Source organism: Pseudomonas sp. NPDC089407 (genome assembly GCF_044900445.1).
Taxonomy (GTDB): Bacteria; Pseudomonadota; Gammaproteobacteria; order Pseudomonadales; family Pseudomonadaceae; genus Aquipseudomonas.
The window spans coordinates 200,572-219,058 of record NZ_JBJDNB010000001.1 but is presented as its reverse complement, the minus strand read 5'-3'; the positions used below and the strand labels follow the sequence as shown (position 1 = coordinate 219,058).

The window sequence follows — 18,487 nt, the reverse complement described above, 5'->3', positions numbered from 1 at the left end:
CCGCAGTATGTACAGCCTCAAAGCGCCCAGGCAACCGTCAGGCCATCGTGAATCGCTTCTTCGGCGGTACGCGGTGCCAGGCAGTCGCCAATCCGCCGTACCTCTACCAGGCCTGCCAGTTCGCTGGCCAGGCGGTCTTCCGGCTGATGGCCCAGGCACAGCACCAAGGTGTCGATGCCTTCGAAGATCATCGGTTCGCCGCTGGCGGTGTGCTGCAGGTACACCGTGTTGTCGTCGCTGCCATACAGGCGGGCATAGGGGGTGAAGGGGATGCCCAGGCGATGCAGTTCACCGGCCAGTTGGTCGCGCACATACAGCGGCAGGCTTTCGCCGCAATGCGTACCGTTGACCGCCAACTGCACCTGATGGCCCTCGCGAACCAGTCGCTCGGCGATACCGGGGCCGATCCAGTCGCAGCGCCAGTCGACCACCAGTACCGAGCGGCCCAGCTTCACTTCATTGCGTAGCACTTGCCAGGCATCCACTACCTGCAGCTCACCGGTGCGCTCGAATGCTGGCCAGTAGGGTGTGGCGCCCGTCGCGGCAATGACCAGGTCAGGGCGCTCGCGTTCGACCAGGGCGCGGTCGACGCGGGTGTTGCGCACAACTTCCACACCGGCCAGGGCCATTTCCCGCTGCAGGTTGGTGCTGGCCCCGCCGAACTCGCTGCGCCGTGGCAGCAACTGCGCCAGCAACACCTGGCCACCCAGCTGCGGGCCGGCCTCGTACAGTGTCACCTGGTGCCCGCGTGCGGCAGCCACGGCGGCGGCCTTCATGCCGGCCGGCCCGCCGCCGGCGATCAGGATGCGCTTGGGCGATTCAGTGCGCTTGAGCTGCCCGTACTGCAGCTCCCGCCCGGTTTCCGGGCGCTGGATGCAGGAAATGGCCAGGCCACGATGGAAGTGACCGATACACGCCTGGTTGCAGGCGATGCAGGCCCGTACGTCCTCGACCTGGCCCCGCTCGGTCTTGTTCGGCATTGACGGGTCGCAGATCAGCGCCCGGGTCATGCCGCATACATCGGCCTGGCCGCGCGCCAGGATCAGTTCGGCTTCCTGGGGCTGGTTGATGCGCCCGGTAACGAACAGCGGGATATCCAGTTGCTGCTTGAAGGTACCCGCCTCGCGGGCCAGGTAGGCGGGCTCGATGGCCATGGGCGGGACGATATGCACGGCGCCGCCGAGCGAAGCCGAGGTGCCGGCGACGATGTGCAGGTAGTCGAGCTGGCCCTGCAAGGCAACGGCGGCAGCCAGCGACTCGTCTTCGCTCAGGCCCTGGCTATCGCGCTCGTCGGCGCTGATGCGCAGGCCGATGATGAACTGCTCGTCGGTGGCGGCGCGCACAGCGGCCAGCACTTCGCGCAAGAACCGCAGGCGTTGTTCGAGGTTGCCGTTGTAGCCATCGGTGCGCAGGTTGACCCGTGGGTTGAGGAACTGCGCCGGCAGGTAGCCATGGCTGGCGACTACTTCGACGCCGTCCAGCCCGGCCTGGTGCAGGCGGCGGGCCGCACTGGCATAGCCCTGAACGATCTCGTCAATCATGGCCTGGTCGAGGGCGCGTGGCATGACCCGGAAGCGTTCGTTGGGTACCGCAGAGGCCGAGTAAGCCACTGCTAGCAGGCCGTCAGCCGATTCCATGATCTCCCGCCCGGGGTGAAACAATTGCGACAGCACCACGGTGCCGTGTTCATGGCAGGCCTCGGCAAGCTGGCGATAGCCTTCGATGCAGGCATCGTCGGTGGCCATCAGCACATGCGAGGTGTAGCGGGCGCTGTCGTGTACCCCGGCAACCTGCAGCACGATCAGGCCAACGCCACCCGCTGCGCGATCGCGCTGGTAGGCGATCAACTTGTCGTTGACCAGGTTGTCGGTGGGCAGGCAGGTGTCATGGCCGGTGGACATGATGCGGTTCTTCAAGCGCTTGCCGCGGATTTGCAGGTGTTCAAACAGGTGGGGGAAGGCGTTCTGCATACAGGCAGCTCCGGTGCGCTGTTGTTCTTGTTTTGTTTATGAAAGTGTAGCTTCAGTAAAAAATCAACTTGTTTTTTTACTGGTGCCCGACTAGGTTTTCTTCACCCTCACCGCGAGGGCGTGACCTCACAACAACAAGAAAACGGGCCTACGCGGCACCGTCAGGAGGAAACCCGCATGCAGTTATTTCCACGTGTGACCGGCCTTTTTGCCGCCTTGCTGGCCCTTGGCCTGGGCAATGCGCAAGCTGCGCCGCAGATGGTCGTGGTCGGTTACGGCGGCGCCGGCCAGAAGGCCCAGGACGAGGCGATCTTCACACCCTTCAGTGCCCAGGACGGCAGCAAGCTGATCCAGAGCGAGTACAACGGAGAAATGGCGCGGATCCAGGTCATGGCCGATACCGGCAATGTCGACTGGGACGTCGTGCAGATCGAAGGCCCCGACCTGATGCGTGGCTGTGACGAAGGTATCTACGAGCATTTGGATTGGCAGCGCCTGGGCCATGTAGGCGAACTGGTGCCTGATGCCGCACAGGATTGTGGGTCGGCGGCGCTGGTGTGGAGCGTGGCCATTGCCTATGACCGCAACAAGCTGGCCCAGGCGCCGGCTTCGTGGGCCGACTTCTGGGACGTCAGCAAGTACCCGGGCAAGCGTGGCCTGCGCAAGCGTGCGGTGTACAACCTGGAGTTCGCCCTGCTGGCTGACGGGGTCAAGGTCGAGGACGTTTACCAGGTGCTGTCGACGCCGGCCGGCGTCGAGCGGGCCTTTGCCAAACTCACGGAACTCAAGCCCTACATCCAGTGGTGGGATGCCGGCGCGCAGCCCGCACAATGGCTGACCGCTGGCGACGTGGTGATGACTTCGACCTACAGCGGGCGGATCGCCGTGGCTGCGCAGCAGGGCAGCCCGTTGGCAGTGGTTTGGCCGGGTAGCCTGTATGGCATGGACTACTGGGCCATCATCAAGGGCTCGAAGCATGTCGACCAGGCCAAGCGGCTGATCGCCTATGCCAACCAGCCGGACACCCAGGTGCGTTATGTGCAGCAGATTCCCTATGGGCCAACCAACACACAGGCAGCGGCAAAGCTTGACCCTGCGCTGGCCAGCTGGGTGCCCACATCGCCGCAAAACCTGCAGGGGGCCTTGGCGATGAATGTAGAGTTCTGGGTCGATCATGGCGAAGAACTGGAGCAACGCTTCAATGCCTGGGCCACCAAGTAGCCTTCAGCACAGGGACATCGACAATGACTGCAAGCGAACAAAGCCTGCGCCAGGAACTGGCGGCCTGCTACCGGCTGATTGCCCATTTCCGCATGAGTGATCTGATCTTCACCCACATCTCCCTGCGCCTGCCGGGGCCGGAGCATCACTTCCTGATCAACCCGTATGGCCTGCTGTTCGACGAGATCACCGCCTCGAGCCTGGTGAAGATCGACCTGCAGGGGAGGCCGGTCGAACCCACGCCGCACCCGGTCAACCCGGCCGGGTTCGTCATTCACAGCGCAATCCACGCCGCCCGTGAAGATGCCCAGTGTGTGCTGCACACGCATACCCGCGCGGGTTGTGCGGTGGCGGCGCTGGAGTGTGGGTTGTTGCCGGTCAATCAGATGTCCATGGAGTTTTACGGCAAGGTGGCTTACCACACCTACGAAGGCATCGCGCTGGACATGGATGAACAGCAGCGACTGGCGGCCGACCTGGGGGACAAGCCGGTGATGATCCTGCGTAACCACGGCCTGCTGACCACCGGGCGCAGCGTTGCCGAAGCGTTCCTGCGTATGTTTTACCTGGAGAAGGCGTGCGAGATTCAGCTGGCGGCGCAGAGTGCCGGGCAGATGGTACTCCCCGCTGTTGAGGTATGCGCGCATACCGAGCAGCAGTTCAACGCGCCGGGGAGGGGGTTGAAGCAGGGTGAGCTGGCCGATCCGGACGCGTTGCAGTTGGCTTGGGCGGCGTTGTTGCGGCTGTTGGAGCGGGTGGCGCCTGGTTACAGGGACTGACCCGTTCCACCATGCTGGCGCGGTCCGTTGTAGGAGCGGCCTTGTGTCGCGAAAGGGCCGCGCAGCGGCCCCGGCTCTTTATGCGGCGAAGCTGAGATTCTGGGGCCGCTGCGCAACCCTTTCGCGACACAAGGCCGCTCCTACATGCAACCCTTGGCGAGAACTGTGCTGGTCCCCACGAAAGGAATAGCCTTATGCTGTAACGAAATATGTCTACAAAAGCCTGCAGAAGGAAGTCGCAATGCCGCTCAAGGACCTGCTCATCGCCCTGGTGGTGATTGTCGCCTGGGGAGTCAACTTCGTGGTCATCAAGGTTGGCCTCGACGGTTTGCCGCCGATGTTGCTGGGGGCATTGCGCTTCTTGCTGGTGGCGTTCCCGGCGATTTTGCTGGTCAAACGGCCGAAACTGCCGTGGCGCTGGCTGATCGCCTATGGCGCGACTATCTCGCTGGGTCAGTTCGCTTTCTTGTTCCAGGCCATGTATAGCGGCATGCCGCCTGGGCTGGCCTCGCTGATTCTGCAATCACAAGCATTTTTCACCCTCGGTTTTGCTGCATTGTTCCTGGGTGAGCGGTTGCGCCTGGCCAGCGTACTGGGGTTGCTGGTCGCGGCCAGTGGCCTGGCCCTGATCGGCAGCGAAGACGGCGGCCATGTGCCGATGCTGGCGCTGGTGTTGACGTTGTGTGGCGGCGCCATGTGGGGAATGGGCAACATCATTACCCGGCGCTTTGGCTCGGTTGACCTGGTGGCACTGGTGATCTGGGGCGGGTTGATCCCGCCACTGCCGTTCCTGGCGTTGTCCTGGGGGCTGGAAGGGCCGGAGCGGATAGGCCATGCCCTGGCCAATATCAGTTGGAGCTCGGTGCTGGCGCTGGCCTACCTGGCTTTTGTTGCCACCATGCTGGGCTACAGCCTGTGGAGCAAGCTGCTGTCACGCCACCCGGCAGGCAAAGTGGCACCGTTTTCGTTACTGGTGCCCGTGATCGGCTTGAGCTCGTCGGCACTGCTGTTGGGCGAACGGCTAACAGCAACCCAGGGCTGGGGCGCCTTGCTGGTGATGGCCGGTTTGCTGGTGAACGTGTTTGGCGCACGTATCGGCCAGCGTTTGCGGGCAGCCAGCGCCTGAGTAAACGCGCATTCAGACGCTGACGCAGTCCCATGTAGGAGCGGCTTTAGCCGCGAACACCGGCGAAGCCGGTGCCATCCACCGCGTCGTCAGCTTCGCGGGTGAACCCGCTCCTACAAACGCAGTGCATACCTGCCTGGCCAATGTGATTTGTTAGAATCGGCCTCTTTTGTCACCAGGCCAACGGAGCACCCCATGATCATTTCCACCACCAGCCAGCTCGAAGGCCGCCCGATTGCCGAATACCTGGGCGTAGTCAGCTCCGAATCGGTGCAGGGCATCAACTTCGTGCGCGATTTCTTCACACGTGTTCGCGATGTCTTCGGTGGCCGTTCGCAAACCCTGGAAAGCGCGCTGCGCGAGGCCCGCGAGCAAGCCACCGAAGAGCTCAAGGCGCGGGCACGCCAGTTGCAAGCCGATGCCGTAGTGGGCGTGGATTTCGAGATCAGCATGCCGTCCGTTCAGGGCGGCATGGTTGTGGTATTTGCCACTGGCACAGCTGTGCGCCTGAAGTAGGGCACTTTGCCACTGGTCGGCTATCTGGTTCTTGTCCGGGTGGTCTGCAAATGACCGGCTAGTCTCAGTCTCAGGGGCCGCGTTTGTTGGGCAACTCTTCTGGTTGCCGGCGCGACCGCCACTGGAGGGACACAGGGCATGAGCGAATCCTTTTTCGAAGACCTGAACGATGCGTTCCCGATCAACAGCCAGGTGCGTTGCGGCCAGGCGGCATTCCGCCTTGGGTTCGCCCACATGACGCTGGATGATTCCGAACAGCTCCAGCCTGCACACCTGCAGCGCAGCAAAAAGGGCCGCTTCATGCCGCGGGTACCGCTGAAGAAGTGATCCCGCCCCCGCATCGCCCCGCCCAATGGCGGGGTTTTTATTGCCATTCGTTGATCCGCCTCATGGTAATGCCGGGTAGCACTCGCCGAATGGTCGAGGCTGTGGTTTTCTGGCGCGGCATTCCTGCAACGGAGGATTGAATGCGCATGCGAGTCAGGGAAGAGACCTATTGGCAATGGGCTGACGCCCATTTGCACAGCCGCAGCCACGACGAAGCCCTCAGCGACGGCACCACACTGGATGTACAGGTGCGCTTGTCGCGGCTGGGTGCAACGCAGTTGTTCCTGGGGCTGTATGGCGGGGATGGGCGGGCATTGCTGGAGGAGTATTACCCCGCACGGCCAGGCGAGACCATGACACGTGCGCTGGTGTGGGGCGTCGACCGCGCCCGGGCCATGGCGACGGGTGCCTTGCCCTTGCCGGAAAGCCGCCTGCGGCGGCGCCAGGTATGAAAAAGCCCGGCCTATACAGGCCGGGCTCTGGTAAGGGTGCGAACCCTCAGTTCAGCGGCTCGATCACCTTGACTGCCTGCTGCTCACGGGCAGCGGGCCATTCTTGTTGCAGGGTCTGCAGCACGCGGCCAACGAACTCGGTGTCGGCGGCGGCTTTCTTGCCGACGTAGCCCTGGCCACGGCGGTAGACCTTGAAGCGGGCACGCATGCTGGGCAGGTGCTCTTCAAATTCATCTTCGATGGTATTCGGTGGCAGGCGGTCGAGGCGCACTTCACCGGTTTGGCTAACCCACAGCAAATGGTCGTCAAGGCTGTCCTTGCGTACGGCGAACAGCTGGGCCAATTGGTCGAGAGTCGGATTGTTGTTCAAGTTCATCATAAAGCCCCCATTACCCATTCGTAGGTGATTTTCACAGTTGGCGCTACCACGGTGTAGCGCACTACCAAGGCTGCTACAGCAGCATCGCAACAGGGGCTTTCTCACGCTGCCTTTTGGACAGTTCCCTCTCCACGGACGGCCTGCGTTACCGCGCAGGCCGTCTGGAACACCCTTGCCACCGCTCCCGATCAGGGAGACGGCTTCATCATGCACAAGGGCGATGAACGGCGTCAACCATTTTGTAGTGAATATTTTTTGGCACTACAAAGTGTTGTTTTGTTCGACAATCCGCCTGCGCACTACAAGCCCGAGAGGATGTCGAAGGCCGCGCGTACGCGTGCTTCGTTGGGGTAGTTTCGATTGGCCAGCAGTACCACGGCCAGTTGTTCATTGGGCACAAAGGCGGCATAGGCGCCGAAGCCGTTGGTTGAGCCGGTCTTGTTGTACCAGGCCGCCGCCAGCGCTGGCAGGGCAGGTTGCAGGCGTGTGGTTGCCTGCGGCTCACGGATCAGCCGTGGGCTGTTGCCATCGACCAGCGTGCTCAGCGTGACCGGGTAGGGGTAGCGCTCCCAGCCCAGGCCTTGAGCCATGGCGCCGATCTGGAAGTAGCCTTGCCGGGTAATGGCCGTGGCTTTCACCAGCGCCGCTGGCAGGCCCTGCGGCTGCATGTGCAGGCGCACGTAGCGCAGCAGGTCGCTGGCGCTGGTCTTGATGCCGTAGGCCTCGTCGGCGTAAGGGCCGGGGCCTACGCGCACTGGCTTGTCGGCGGCGTCGTAGCCCTGGGCATAAAGCCCTTGGGCGCTGGCTGGAACCTGCAGGTAAGTGTTTTCCAGGCCCATTTGCGCCAGCAGCCCGTCGGTCATCAGCGTGGCAAACGGTTGGTGCTGCGCGCGGGCTGCCAAGTCACCGAACAGGCCCAGGCTGGGGTTCGAGTAGCAACGCTGGGTGCCGGGTTTGGCGCGAGGTTGCCAGTGGCGGAAAAAATCGACCACCTGTTGCGGTGTCTGCACCGCATCCGGGAACTGCAACGGCAGGCAGTCGGCGCTGTAGGCGCCCAGTTCCAGAACGGTCGCATCGCCGATCGGCGTCCCGGCCAGTGCCGGGTGATAGCGCTTTGCCGGGGCTTCAAGGTCCAGCTTGCCTTCTGCACTGGCCAGCGCGGCCAAGGTGGCGGTGTAGGTCTTGCTCAGCGAACCGATCTCGAACAGCGTGTCACGGCTTACCGGCACCTGGTCGGCCTTGCTGGCCACGCCATAACTGAAGTAGTGGGCGTGATCGCGGGCATAGATGGCCACGGCCATGCCGGTGATGCCTTGTTCCTGCATCAACGGGCGGATGATCTGGTCGACCTTGGCCTGCAACTGGTCATCGGCCTGCGCGCTGGCATGGCCCAAGGTGAGGGTGATGGCGGCTGCAACTGCGGCCAGGCGAAGAAGGGGCATGGGCGAGTCCTTGTATGGAGCGTGTCCGTTGGGCGATACCGCCGGGGCTTCCGGCGTTAGCGGCGTAAAGCCGAAAACCTTATCGTCTGCCCTTGCACAATGACAAGACGGAAACTCTGATGAAGTATTTGCGCATGTTATTCGACAACTTCACCCTGGCCTTGCTCGGGGTGGTCTTTATCGCCACCGTGCTGCCTTGCTCGGGCGACGGCGCGGTGTATTTCGGCTGGCTGACCAACCTGGCCATCGGCCTGCTGTTCTTCCTGCACGGCGCCAAGCTGTCGCGCGAAGCGATCATCGCCGGTGCCGGGCACTGGCGCCTGCACCTGCTGGTGTTCTCTTGCACCTTTGTGCTGTTCCCGCTGCTGGGCCTGGCGTTCAAGCCGTTGTTCGTGCCGCTGGTGGGCAATGAGCTGTACCTGGGGGTGCTCTATCTGTGCGCCTTGCCGGCTACAGTGCAATCGGCCATTGCCTTTACCTCGCTGGCCCGCGGTAACGTTCCGGCAGCTATCTGCAGTGCGGCGGCCTCCAGCCTGCTGGGGATCTTCCTCACCCCGTTGCTGGTGATGATGTTGCTGGGCGCCAGTGGCGACACCGGCTCTGGTCTGGATGCGGTACTGAAGATCACCCTGCAACTGCTGGTGCCGTTCGTGGCCGGGCAGATTGCGCGGCGCTGGATTGGCGCCTGGGTCAAGCGCAACGCCCGCTGGCTCAAGGTGGTGGACCAAGGCTCGATCCTGCTGGTGGTGTATACCGCTTTCAGCGAGGCGGTGGTGACCGGGCTGTGGCACACGGTGTCGCCACAGCACCTGGCCGGGCTGTTCGTGGTGTGCGGCGTCCTGCTGGCGGTGGTGCTGTTTGGCACTCGTTGGCTGAGCAAGGCGCTGGGCTTCGACCTTGAGGACCGCATCACCATCCTGTTTGCCGGCTCCAAGAAAAGCCTGGCGACGGGGGTGCCGATGGCCCAGGTGTTGTTCGTGGGCAGTGGCATTGGCGCAATGATCCTGCCGCTGATGCTGTTCCATCAGATTCAGCTGATGGTTTGTGCGGTGCTGGCGCAGCGTTATGCCAGCCGTGAGCAGGTGACAGAAGAGGCTCGCCCGGCGTCCTGATAACGCCAGTGGCCACTGGCGCGGTCCCTGTGTAGGAGCGGCCTTGCGTCGCGATGGGCTGCGGAGCAGCCCCGGCAATTTTTGCATCTGTGCGGAAACTCTGGGGCTGCTGTGCAGCCCTATCGCGACACAAGGCCGCTCCTACACGGGATTGCGCAATGGCTGGGATTAGCGGGCCTGCCCAGAACCCCGCTCGCGCAACGCCTTGCCCACTTCGGCCTCGATCTTGTAGGCCGGCCCCTCCAGGTCGTCGTAGTTGCGCGTATAGCGCCGGGCGAATTCCTCTACGCCCAACTGCTGATACTGCTGCACATGCTTGAGCTCATGCGCCCACAAGGCCACGTTGTCCTCGGCATCACTGCTGCGGCGGAAGATGATCGTGTCGATCAGCGTCACGGCGTTCACGTCAGGGTTCTGCAGCAGCGCATTGGCTGCGCTCATCTGCTGTTCGTCACCCACCCTAAAGCGAGCCGCATCCAGCACGGCAAAGTCATACCAGGGTTCGAGCTGCGCGCGGATATGCAACGGGATCGGCTGCACACCGCTGGCCGTCGCTTCGTCACGGGCCTGACGCAAGGCGTAGGTCAGGCTGGAAGAGGCCATGACCTCGACATCCTTGAGGATCTGCCCGGCCTGGCCGGGGTCGATCGGGGCGCAAAAACAGCCCATCAGGCACACCTGGTATTGCCCGGGCGGGCAGGCTTGCTGGGCAAATGCCGGTACAGCCAACAGTAACCCCAGCAAGGCACTAATCCGCTTCATGCAGCGCCTGTTCGACAAACGCGCGGCTAGCACCCAGCACCTGTGCTTGCACGCTTTCGCTGGCGAGCATGCGCCCCACCAGCAATGCCCCTACGCACTGGCTGATCAGCACCCAGGCCAGTTGCTCATCCTCCAGGGTGGTGCTCCAGGCGTGATGCAGTTGCAATAACCAGTGTTCGGCTACTTCGCGCACCGGCGCTTCGGCGCGGGCGATTTCCACCCCAAGGGGCGGCAGCGGGCAGCCATGCTCGGCATTGTGCAGATGCGCCAGGCTCAGGTACTGCTGCAGGCAGCGGGCCAAGCGCTCGCGGCTGGCACCCTGGCTGGCCAGGCGCGCCAGCGGGCTGTTGCAGAGCTCCTGGCGCACCACTTCGGTAAACAGGTCGTCCTTGGACGGGAAGTGGTTGTAGAAAGCACCGCCGGTCAGGCCGATCGCCTTCATCAGCCCGGCCACCCCGGTGCTGGCAAAGCCCCCACGCTTGGCCAGCGCGCCGCTGCTGGCCAGTAATCGTTCGCGGGTTTGCTGCTTGTGTTCGTTCGAGTAGCGCATTCACATGCCTCTGCAGACGGGCTTGACGATGACCGCGATCATAACATAGCGTTCGTTTACTAAACGATCATTCACCAATGGAGGCAGGCATGACAGAACAACAAAAAGTGGTGCTGGTGATTGGTGCAGGGGATGCAACCGGCGGCGAGATAGCCAAGCGCTTTGCCCGCGAGGGCTACATCGCCTGTGTAACCCGGCGCCAGGCGGACAAGCTGCAGCCGTTGCTGGAGGAGATACGCGCCGCTGGCGGCCAGACCCATGGTTTTGGCTCTGATGCACGCAAGGAAGACGAGGTGGCCGAGCTGGTGGAAACCATCGAGCGCGATATCGGCCCGATCGAAGCGTTTGTCTTCAATATCGGCGCCAATGCGCCCTGCAGCATCCTTGATGAAACCCCGCGCAAATACTTCAAGATCTGGGAAATGGCTTGCTTTGCCGGCTTTCTCACTGCTCAGGCGGTGGCCCGGCGCATGGTCCAGCGTGAGCGCGGCACGCTTTTGTTCACCGGGGCGACTGCCGGCACCCGTGGCGCAGCCGGTTTTGCCGCCTTCGCCGGGGCCAAGCACGGCCTGCGCGCTTTGGCCCAGAGCATGGCGCGAGAGTTGGGGCCACGCAACATCCACGTAGCCCATGTGGTAGTGGACGGCGCCATCGACACTGCTTTCATTCGTGACAGCTTCGCCGAGCGCTATGCCCTCAAGGAGCAGGATGGCATCCTCGATCCGGCGCACATTGCCGACAGCTACTGGTATCTGCACACCCAGCCCCGCGACGCCTGGACGTTCGAGCTGGACCTGCGCCCCTGGATGGAACGCTGGTGAACCCTCATCACCACGCAAGGACCTACGAGCATGCACAAGACTGTCGACTTCCATTTTGACCTGGGCAGCCCGGCCAGTTACCTGGCCTGGACCCAACTGCCTGCGCTGTGTGCCCGAGAGGGTGCCACGCTGCGTTACCATCCCATGTTGCTGGGTGGTGTGTTCCAGGCAACCGGCAATGCCTCACCGGCAATGATCCCGGCCAAGGGGCGCTACCTGTTTACCGACTTGGCGCGCTTTGCGGCGCGCTATGGTGTGCCGTACGGTTTGCCGCCGGGCTTCCCGATCAATACCTTGACCCTGATGCGCGGTGTGGTGGGTACCCAGCTGCGCTCGCCGGAGCGCTTCGAGGCGTTGCTGGCAGTGTTGTTCAATGGCCTGTTCGCGCAGCGCCGCAACTTGAGCGATAGCGCCGTGCTTGACCAGACGCTTGCTGAAGGCGGCTTCGACCCACAGCTATTTCACGCCTTCGCGGCGGATGACGAAGTAAAAGCAGCACTCAGGCAGGCGACCGAGGCGGCCGTGTCGCGCGGAGTATTTGGCGCACCCACCTGTTTTGTGGGCGATGAGATGTTCTTTGGCCAGGACCGCCTGGACTTTGTCGAGGCAGCACTGCGTCAGGGCGCCAGCAGCGTTTCCAGCTGAGTGCGTTCCCACAGGCTGTGCTGTGCGGCCCCTCGCGGGCGCGCCCGCTCTCACGGGGATCGTGGCAATCCACGAGATCTGCGATCAACCTGTGGGAGCGGGCGTGCCCGCGAAGGGCTGCAAAGCAGCCCCATTCAATCAGAAATTCGCCGGTGTATTGGCGCTGATGATCTCGGCCTCATCCGGGCCGATATTCTTGAAACTGTGCGGCAGGGTAGTGGGGATATAGTAACCATCGCCCGAGTTGAGCACGCTGACCTGGCCATCGACCCACAACTCGACTGTGCCACGGGTGACCAGGCCGCATTCTTCACCTTCGGCATGCACGATCGGCTCGCCCGAGTCGGCACCCGGTGCATACAGTTCACGCAGCATCCGCATCTGCCTGCCTTCGACGCTGGCACCTACCAGCAACATGCGCAGGCCGTTGCGGCCCAGGTCCGGCTGCTCGCCGCCACGGAACACGTAGCGCTCTTCGCGCACCGGCTCGTCGAAGCTGAAAAACTCCGCCAGGCTCATGGGAATGCCTTCGAGCAGTTTTTTCAGGGAGCTGACCGAAGGGCTGACGCGATTCTGTTCGATCTGCGAAATCGTCGAATTGGTCAGCCCGCTGCGGCGGGCCAGTTCCCGTTGGGAGAGGTTGTTGCGTTCACGCACCAGTTTGAGTCGCGTCCCCGTGTCCATAGCCGCCTTGTAATCAGAGGTGTTTAAAATAATGAGCGATGCGCATTAAAACACACTCTGCGCGGTTGCGCGCTGTGCATCTCAAACCCTGTGTTCACGCGGCATTGGCCACAGCCCGACCAGCAGCAACAGTGCCGCTACGGCCAGGAATGGCAGGCGCGGATCAACGGCGTACACCAGGGTGCCGGCCAGTGGGCCGATCACCGCGCCCATGCCCTGGGCTGCCCCAATGGAGCCGGCGGTGGCGCCTTGCTCGGAAGCCTGCATGGCATTGGCCGCCAGTGCCGAGAAGGCCGGAAACACAAACCCCATGCCAGCAGCTGCCACAAAGTAGCACGCCCATAGCCAAGGCGCCGTGGTGACCAGCGAGCCGCAAGCAAAGCCCAGCGCCGAGACCGTCGCGCCAACCCGTATCATCTTCAGCGGTGGCCATTCCAGCTGGCGCAATATCACCTGCGCCATTATCAGCGCCACGCCCACCGTGGTCAGGGCAATGCCGGCAGTCTGAGCGGCCTCGGCCGGCCCCAGGTGCAGGCGGTCAAGGGCGAAGAAGCCGACGATGATCTGCGACACGGTCACGCTGAGCATGGCGCTGAATGCCACCAGCAATGGCCGGCGCAGGCGTGGGTCGCTCAGCCGTACCGGGCTCGGCGCATGGCTGTGGGGGAGCGCCTGGGGTTTCAGGGTGAACAGCAGCACAACGAAGGCGCAAGCCGGCAGCAGCGACATGATATGGAACGGCAGGCTCAGGCTATGCCGCGCCAACAGCGCAGCCAGGGCAGGGCCGACCACCAGGCCGATGGCGTTGGCTGCCCCGAGCGAGGCCATGGCCCGCGCGCGGCGTTGCGGTTCGACATGGTCGGCGATCAGCGCGTTGCAGCCGACCGGGATGGCGGCGTAGAAGGCGCCGATGCAACCGCGTGCGACCATCAAGCCGATAAACGCCAGGGTCGCTCCAGGCATCCAGCGCAACGCCCCCTCGATGAACAGGCACAGCAGCCAGTAGGCCAGGGTGAAACCGGCGCTGCCCAGCAGCAGGATGCGCCGTCGGCCCAGGCGGTCTGCCGCACGGCCCCAGGGGCGGGCGAGCAACACCCAGACCACGCCGGCCACGGTAACGGCAGCGCCCGCTTGCCAGGTGGCCATGCCAAGCAGGCGGGCGATCGGGCCGATGAGGGCGACGAAGGCCATCATCGACATGGTACAGGCCATGTTGGCCAGCAGCAGTGGACGCAAGTCCAGGGTGCTGGCGGGTAGAAGGGTTGCAGGGTCCTTTGCGACGTTCATTGGGTAGTCCAGGGCAGTTCGGCAAATAGAAAACCGATCTTATTAAGCATTATTATCGATTGTCGAACCCCTGGGCTGCTGCAGCTCATTTACTGCGGTGCAAGGGGCCAGGCCACATGCTACGCAACACGCCGTCCCGGCGCACCCACGCGTGCATCAATGCCGCGCCCACATGCACCAGCACCGTAGCGAACAACAGGTAACCGGCCCAGCCATGCGCCTGGCGCAACACCGCATACAGCTGCAGGTTGTGCGGGGCGATGGCGGGCAAGCCCAGCGGGCGTGGGTAATCGCCGGCCGACAGCATGGCCCAGCCCAGCAGCGGCATGGCCAGCATCAGGCCGTAGAGCACCAGGTGCGAGGCGCCGGCGGCCCAGCGTTGCAGCGCTGGCAGGTCTTGCGGCAGGGGTGGGTGGGGCACCGCCAGGCGCACGCCAATGCGCAGCACCACCAGCACCAGCAGGGCCAGGCCGGTGGCCTTGTGCAGGCTGATCAGCAAGGGGTGGCGCGTTGACAGGTCGGCCACCATGCTCACGCCAATGAAAAGCATGGCCAGAATCAATACTGCCATCAGCCAGTGCAGCAGGCGGGCGAAGGGGTGGAAGGCTTCGGGTTTCATGGGCGGGCTCCGGTGCTGAGCGATTCACGGCTGCGGCGGTTGAAGGATTCCGAATAGGCGGCGGAACGGGCGGCAAGGATGGGGTCGCCGGAGGCTTCGATGCCTTTTGGCAGGATCAGCGGGTCGAAATTGATGTCGCGGCAGGCCCCTTGCTCAGGGGCGTCGACCTGCTCCAGCACCAAGGTGCCGGCGTCGACGCTGCGCCGCTCGGCAGCCCAGGGGCGGGCAGGGTCATCCACGGCATCCCCCGGCTCGGCCAGTACCAGGCGCAGGGTCCAGCGCAACGGGCCTTGGGCCAGGCGTTGCTGCAGGTCGTGTTGCAGGAACTGCTTGTCATCCACTTGGCCAGGCAGCGCGGCAAACGCGGCTTGTGGCTCAAGCTGCCAGCGCACCGGGTGGGCTGCGCCGCTGGCATCGATCAGGCGAAACGCATTGATGCTGTGGTACTGCGTGCTGGCGAAGCTGTCGCTGGGCTTGTAGCTCGCTGCCCACTGGCGGAACGCCGCGCTTTCCGGGTGGGCGGCGAAAAATGCCTGCATCTTGGCCGGGTCCGGCTTGCCGGTGGCCGGCACCGGGGCGCCGGCCAGCACCTGCTCGTAGAACCCTTGCGGCGTGCTGACCGCAAGCACTGGCGGGTTGTTCATGCCGGTGCGCCAGACCTGGCCATCGTCGGTGCTCAGTTCAATGGCCAGGCTACGTACCGGTATGCCGGTGTCCGGGGCGAACGGGTTGGCGCCACCGATGGCGAAACGGCCGATAACGGGCACCCGTTGCTGGCTGAAAGCGCGTGCCGTGGACAGGTTGGCGGCCTGGCCGCTGGGTTGGAAGTAACCGCTGACACACAGGCCCTTGGCGTGGTTCTTGCGGTAGCCCGGGTAGTGCCCGGCCTGGGCCTCGAAGGTATCGATGATGCGCTGTGGCGTCAGCCGCGGTTCGCCGAGCCAGCCGGCGGCATAGGCAAAGCCGGCGCCTGCGGCCAGCATCACGGCGCCGATGGCGGCCAGGCGCAAGGCCTTGGCCGGGCCGTGCAGAGGTGGGTTCATGGTTATGGTCCGGTTCAGTGAAGGTGCCTGTACGACGCAGCAGGGAAAAATTTATTCCCTCGGCGGGAATAGAATGTGTTCACAGGCGTCTGCCCCTTACACTGACAACCCAGAAGCCGGGACCTAGCCATGCACGACCTGGACGACCACCAATGGCGCGAACTGCTCGCGCGCCTGCGCCGCTTTGCCGTGTGGTTGACCCGCGAGCCAGGCAGCGCCGACGACCTGGTGCAGGCCACCGTCGAGCGGGCGCTCAGCCGGCGCGACCAGCAGCGCGACGTCGATGCACTGCGCGCCTGGCTGTTCACCATTCTTTATCGGTTGTTTCTCGACGGTAAGCGCCGCGAGCGCCTGCATGCCCGCTGGTTGTCGTGGTTCGGCCGTGCAGAGCGCGACGACGAGCCGGTTGGTGACAACCTCGAAGCCATCGTCCTGGCCCAGGCCGACCTGCAGGCGTTTGCCCGATTGACGGCCGAGCAGCGTGCCTTGCTGCTGCTGGTCAGCATCGAAGGTTTGAGCTACAAGGAGGCCGCCCAGGCCCTGGGTATTCCCATCGGCACTGTGATGTCGCGCCTGTCGCGCGCCCGCAATGCCTTGCGCGAACTGACCGAGGGCAACCCCCAGCCACCGGCCTTGCGGAGACTGAAATGACGCGCCTGATCCCCAGCGAAGACGAATTGCACGCTTACGTCGATGAGCGTCTGGAGCCTGTGCGCCGTGCCGAGGTGCAGGCCTGGCTGGCCGCCAACCCGCAGGCAGCGGCGCGGGTGGAGGGCTGGCGCGCCGATGCCCGCCGGCTGCGTGCGGCATTGGCCGGGTTTGGCGAACAGCCCGGCGCCACGCCACTGGAGCTGGGCCCGTTGCGCCGGCAGTTGCGCCAGCGCCGTCAGCGGCGCTGGGCAACCGCTGCGGTGTTGCTGCTGGCGGTAGGCATCGGTGGCCTGGGCGGCTGGCAAATGCGCGGTGCGACGCTGGCGCGGGTCGATCTGCCGATGGCCGATGCCGTGCAGGCGCACCGGTTGTTCGCCGCCAGCCAGGCGCTGGACATCCAGGCCAGCGACCCGGGGCCGTTGCGCGACTGGTTGGGGCGGCATTTCAGCCGTGTGGGCCAGTTGCCGGACCTGGCGGGCTATGGGTTCAAACCGGTGGGTGCGCGTTTACTCAGCAACGAACAAGGGCCGGCGGCGTTGCTGGTTTTTGAAGATGGCAAGGGCCAGCGGATCAGCCTGTTCATGCGCTCACCCAGCGAGCAGTACCAGCGCATGCCGAACGGGCAGCGAGTTGATGGCCAGCTGGAGGCGCGCTATTGGTCGCATGGGGCCTACAATTTTGCGTTGGTCAGCGCAGCGGACGATGTGCGCGGGGCAGGGCTGGGGGAGGCGTTGCGGTTGGGGTTGTGAGTGAGAGGGGGTAAGGGTGCCTGCCTCGGGTTTTTTGGTGTCTGGGAGATCGAGCGCCGCCCGCGCGGCGCTTCGCGGGGCAAGCCCGCTCCCACATCTGTTTCGGGCCAATCACTCCTGTGAGGTCTCCTCTGCCCGCCTTGTTTGTTCCATTCGATATCGGCTGCACCACTGCTCTTCGTCAATCTCAAGCCATGCACCCAGGGTGCGCGCGCCAAGGCACAGGAATAATTGGCCCGAAACAGATGTGGGAGCGGGCTTGCCCCGCGAAGCGCCGCGCGGGCGGCGCTCGATCTGATAGGCACCACAACCTCCAAGGCATGCATCCGAGGCATGCACCCGAGGCATGCACCCGAGGCATGCACCCTGGGGCTTCACCACCAAACTCAGCTCAACTCCAACCAGATCGGCGCATGGTCCGAAGGCTTTTCCATCCCGCGCAGTTCATAGTCCACACCCGCCGCCTTGATCCGCGGCACCAGCGCCTGCGAGGCCATGATCAGGTCGATGCGCAGGCCGCGTTTGGGGTCGTCTTCAAAGCCGCGGCTGCGGTAATCGAACCAGCTGAAACGGTCGCTCACGTCCGGGTACAGGTGGCGGAAGCTGTCCACCAAACCCCAGCCTTTCAAGCGTTCCATCCACTCACGCTCTTCGGGCAGGAAGCTGCACTTGCCGGTCTTCAGCCAGCGCTTGGCATTGTCCGGGCCGATGCCGATGTCGCAGTCCTGCGGCGAGATGTTCATGTCGCCCATCACCAGCACCGGCTGATCATTGCGGAACTGGCCCTCCAGCAGCGCTTGCAGGTCGCTGTAGAAGCGTTGCTTGGCCGGGAACTTGGTGGGGTGGTCGCGGCTTTCACCTTGGGGGAAATAGCCGTTCATGATAGTGATCGGGTTGCCCTGGGCATCGGCGAAGGTGCCCCAGATGAAGCGGCGCTGGGCGTCTTCTTCATCACTGGCAAAACCTTTGTGCAAGCTCAACGGCGCCTGGCGCGAGAGCAGGGCGACGCCGTAATGGCCTTTCTGGCCGTGATAGTGCACGTGGTAACCCAGTGCCTGCACATCGGCCAGTGGGAACTGATCGTCGCTGACCTTGGTTTCCTGCAGGCCGATAACGTCTGGCTGGTGCTTTTCGATCAGCGCCGCCAACTGGTGCGGGCGGGCACGCAGGCCGTTGATGTTGAAACAGACGATCTTCATGGAAAGACAATCCCGGTAAAAGGCGCGATGCTAGCCGACATTGCCCTGCATCACCAGCGTGGCGGGTTTGCGAGCCGGCTGCTAACGTGCTGTGGTGTGGGGGGGAACGAAGCGCGGTGGGGAACCTCCAAGGCACAGTACGCCCATTCCAGG

Annotated in this window: 21 protein-coding genes; 11 read left to right on the top strand and 10 right to left on the bottom strand. The window is 63.9% G+C overall.

The genetic code is table 11. The features are described from left to right. Positions 1–17 precede the first annotated feature (17 nt). Complete coding sequence (locus ACI2KG_RS01190) at positions 18–1,970, bottom strand: FAD-dependent oxidoreductase (protein WP_404660459.1); 1,953 nt, start codon at positions 1,968–1,970, stop codon at positions 18–20. Between the two features lie 177 nt (positions 1,971–2,147). On the opposite strand from ACI2KG_RS01190, the gene ACI2KG_RS01185 reads away from it, so the two are divergent. From ACI2KG_RS01185 to ACI2KG_RS01160, 6 genes are all read left to right on the top strand, one after another. Beyond that, the gene (locus ACI2KG_RS01185; RefSeq protein ID WP_404660458.1) at positions 2,148–3,191 is read left to right on the top strand and encodes an ABC transporter substrate-binding protein; all 1,044 of its coding nucleotides are present in this window, start codon (positions 2,148–2,150) and stop codon (positions 3,189–3,191) included. Between the two features lie 23 nt (positions 3,192–3,214). Next, entirely contained in the window at positions 3,215–3,970 is a 756-nt protein-coding gene (locus tag ACI2KG_RS01180; protein WP_404660457.1) for a class II aldolase/adducin family protein, read from the top strand. Between the two features lie 241 nt (positions 3,971–4,211). Further along, positions 4,212–5,096: an EamA family transporter gene (locus tag ACI2KG_RS01175; protein WP_404660456.1), complete on the top strand. Its 885-nt coding sequence runs from the start codon at positions 4,212–4,214 to the stop codon at positions 5,094–5,096. Between the two features lie 195 nt (positions 5,097–5,291). After that, a complete protein-coding gene (locus tag ACI2KG_RS01170) occupies positions 5,292–5,612 on the top strand; it encodes a YbjQ family protein (protein ID WP_400616084.1) in 321 nt (106 codons plus the stop codon). Between the two features lie 138 nt (positions 5,613–5,750). Next, on the top strand, positions 5,751–5,939 hold the full coding sequence (locus tag ACI2KG_RS01165) for a hypothetical protein (RefSeq protein ID WP_003253897.1): 189 nt from the start codon (positions 5,751–5,753) through the stop codon (positions 5,937–5,939). Positions 5,940–6,079: 140 nt separating this feature from the next. Then, positions 6,080–6,391 (top strand): hypothetical protein, encoded by a 312-nt coding sequence (locus tag ACI2KG_RS01160; RefSeq protein WP_404660455.1) that lies wholly within the window; start codon positions 6,080–6,082, stop codon positions 6,389–6,391. Between the two features lie 46 nt (positions 6,392–6,437). Here the strand turns inward: ACI2KG_RS01160 and ACI2KG_RS01155 are convergent, their stop codons facing one another. Then, entirely contained in the window at positions 6,438–6,770 is a 333-nt protein-coding gene (locus ACI2KG_RS01155) for a hypothetical protein (protein WP_201203907.1), read from the bottom strand. A 299-nt stretch (positions 6,771–7,069) separates the two neighbouring features. Further along, positions 7,070–8,212, bottom strand: a complete 1,143-nt coding sequence (gene ampC / locus ACI2KG_RS01150; RefSeq protein ID WP_404660454.1) for a class C beta-lactamase — start codon at positions 8,210–8,212, stop codon at positions 7,070–7,072. 119 nt (positions 8,213–8,331) lie between these two features. Here ampC and ACI2KG_RS01145 point away from each other — a divergent pair, with 119 nt between their 5' ends. Then, positions 8,332–9,324 (top strand): bile acid:sodium symporter family protein, encoded by a 993-nt coding sequence (locus tag ACI2KG_RS01145; RefSeq protein ID WP_404660453.1) that lies wholly within the window; start codon positions 8,332–8,334, stop codon positions 9,322–9,324. 168 nt (positions 9,325–9,492) lie between these two features. Here ACI2KG_RS01145 and ACI2KG_RS01140 read toward each other — a convergent pair whose 3' ends face one another. Both ACI2KG_RS01140 and ACI2KG_RS01135 read right to left on the bottom strand, forming a co-directional pair. After that, complete coding sequence (locus tag ACI2KG_RS01140; RefSeq protein WP_404660452.1) at positions 9,493–10,086, bottom strand: DUF4157 domain-containing protein; 594 nt, start codon at positions 10,084–10,086, stop codon at positions 9,493–9,495. Next, complete coding sequence (locus ACI2KG_RS01135; protein ID WP_404660451.1) at positions 10,073–10,636, bottom strand: TetR/AcrR family transcriptional regulator; 564 nt, start codon at positions 10,634–10,636, stop codon at positions 10,073–10,075. Before ACI2KG_RS01135 ends, ACI2KG_RS01140 begins: the two co-directional genes overlap by 14 nt. Positions 10,637–10,725: 89 nt before the next feature. Here ACI2KG_RS01135 and ACI2KG_RS01130 point away from each other — a divergent pair, with 89 nt between their 5' ends. Next, positions 10,726–11,457, top strand: a complete 732-nt coding sequence (locus ACI2KG_RS01130) for an SDR family oxidoreductase (protein WP_404660450.1) — start codon at positions 10,726–10,728, stop codon at positions 11,455–11,457. Positions 11,458–11,487: 30 nt separating this feature from the next. Continuing rightward, entirely contained in the window at positions 11,488–12,102 is a 615-nt protein-coding gene (locus ACI2KG_RS01125) for a 2-hydroxychromene-2-carboxylate isomerase (protein ID WP_404660449.1), read from the top strand. A gap of 138 nt (positions 12,103–12,240) precedes the next feature. Here ACI2KG_RS01125 and ACI2KG_RS01120 read toward each other — a convergent pair whose 3' ends face one another. The 4 genes from ACI2KG_RS01120 to ACI2KG_RS01105 form a co-directional block, all read right to left on the bottom strand. Next, positions 12,241–12,786, bottom strand: coding sequence for a cupin domain-containing protein (locus ACI2KG_RS01120; protein WP_003248033.1), 546 nt, complete (start codon positions 12,784–12,786; stop codon positions 12,241–12,243). An 81-nt stretch (positions 12,787–12,867) separates the two neighbouring features. Further along, entirely contained in the window at positions 12,868–14,073 is a 1,206-nt protein-coding gene (locus ACI2KG_RS01115; RefSeq protein WP_404660448.1) for an MFS transporter, read from the bottom strand. Between the two features lie 85 nt (positions 14,074–14,158). Next, a complete protein-coding gene (locus tag ACI2KG_RS01110; protein ID WP_404660447.1) occupies positions 14,159–14,692 on the bottom strand; it encodes a cytochrome b in 534 nt (177 codons plus the stop codon). Then, positions 14,689–15,741 (bottom strand): catalase family peroxidase, encoded by a 1,053-nt coding sequence (locus ACI2KG_RS01105; protein ID WP_404660601.1) that lies wholly within the window; start codon positions 15,739–15,741, stop codon positions 14,689–14,691. Before ACI2KG_RS01105 ends, ACI2KG_RS01110 begins: the two co-directional genes overlap by 4 nt. A gap of 123 nt (positions 15,742–15,864) precedes the next feature. On the opposite strand from ACI2KG_RS01105, the gene ACI2KG_RS01100 reads away from it, so the two are divergent. Both ACI2KG_RS01100 and ACI2KG_RS01095 read left to right on the top strand, forming a co-directional pair. Continuing rightward, complete coding sequence (locus ACI2KG_RS01100) at positions 15,865–16,386, top strand: sigma-70 family RNA polymerase sigma factor (protein ID WP_201203885.1); 522 nt, start codon at positions 15,865–15,867, stop codon at positions 16,384–16,386. After that, complete coding sequence (locus tag ACI2KG_RS01095; protein ID WP_404660446.1) at positions 16,383–17,135, top strand: anti-sigma factor family protein; 753 nt, start codon at positions 16,383–16,385, stop codon at positions 17,133–17,135. Before ACI2KG_RS01100 ends, ACI2KG_RS01095 begins: the two co-directional genes overlap by 4 nt. Before the next feature lie 386 nt (positions 17,136–17,521). Here the strand turns inward: ACI2KG_RS01095 and xthA are convergent, their stop codons facing one another. After that, positions 17,522–18,334: an exodeoxyribonuclease III gene (xthA, locus tag ACI2KG_RS01090; protein ID WP_400616056.1), complete on the bottom strand. Its 813-nt coding sequence runs from the start codon at positions 18,332–18,334 to the stop codon at positions 17,522–17,524. Between the last annotated feature and the right edge of the window lie 153 nt (positions 18,335–18,487).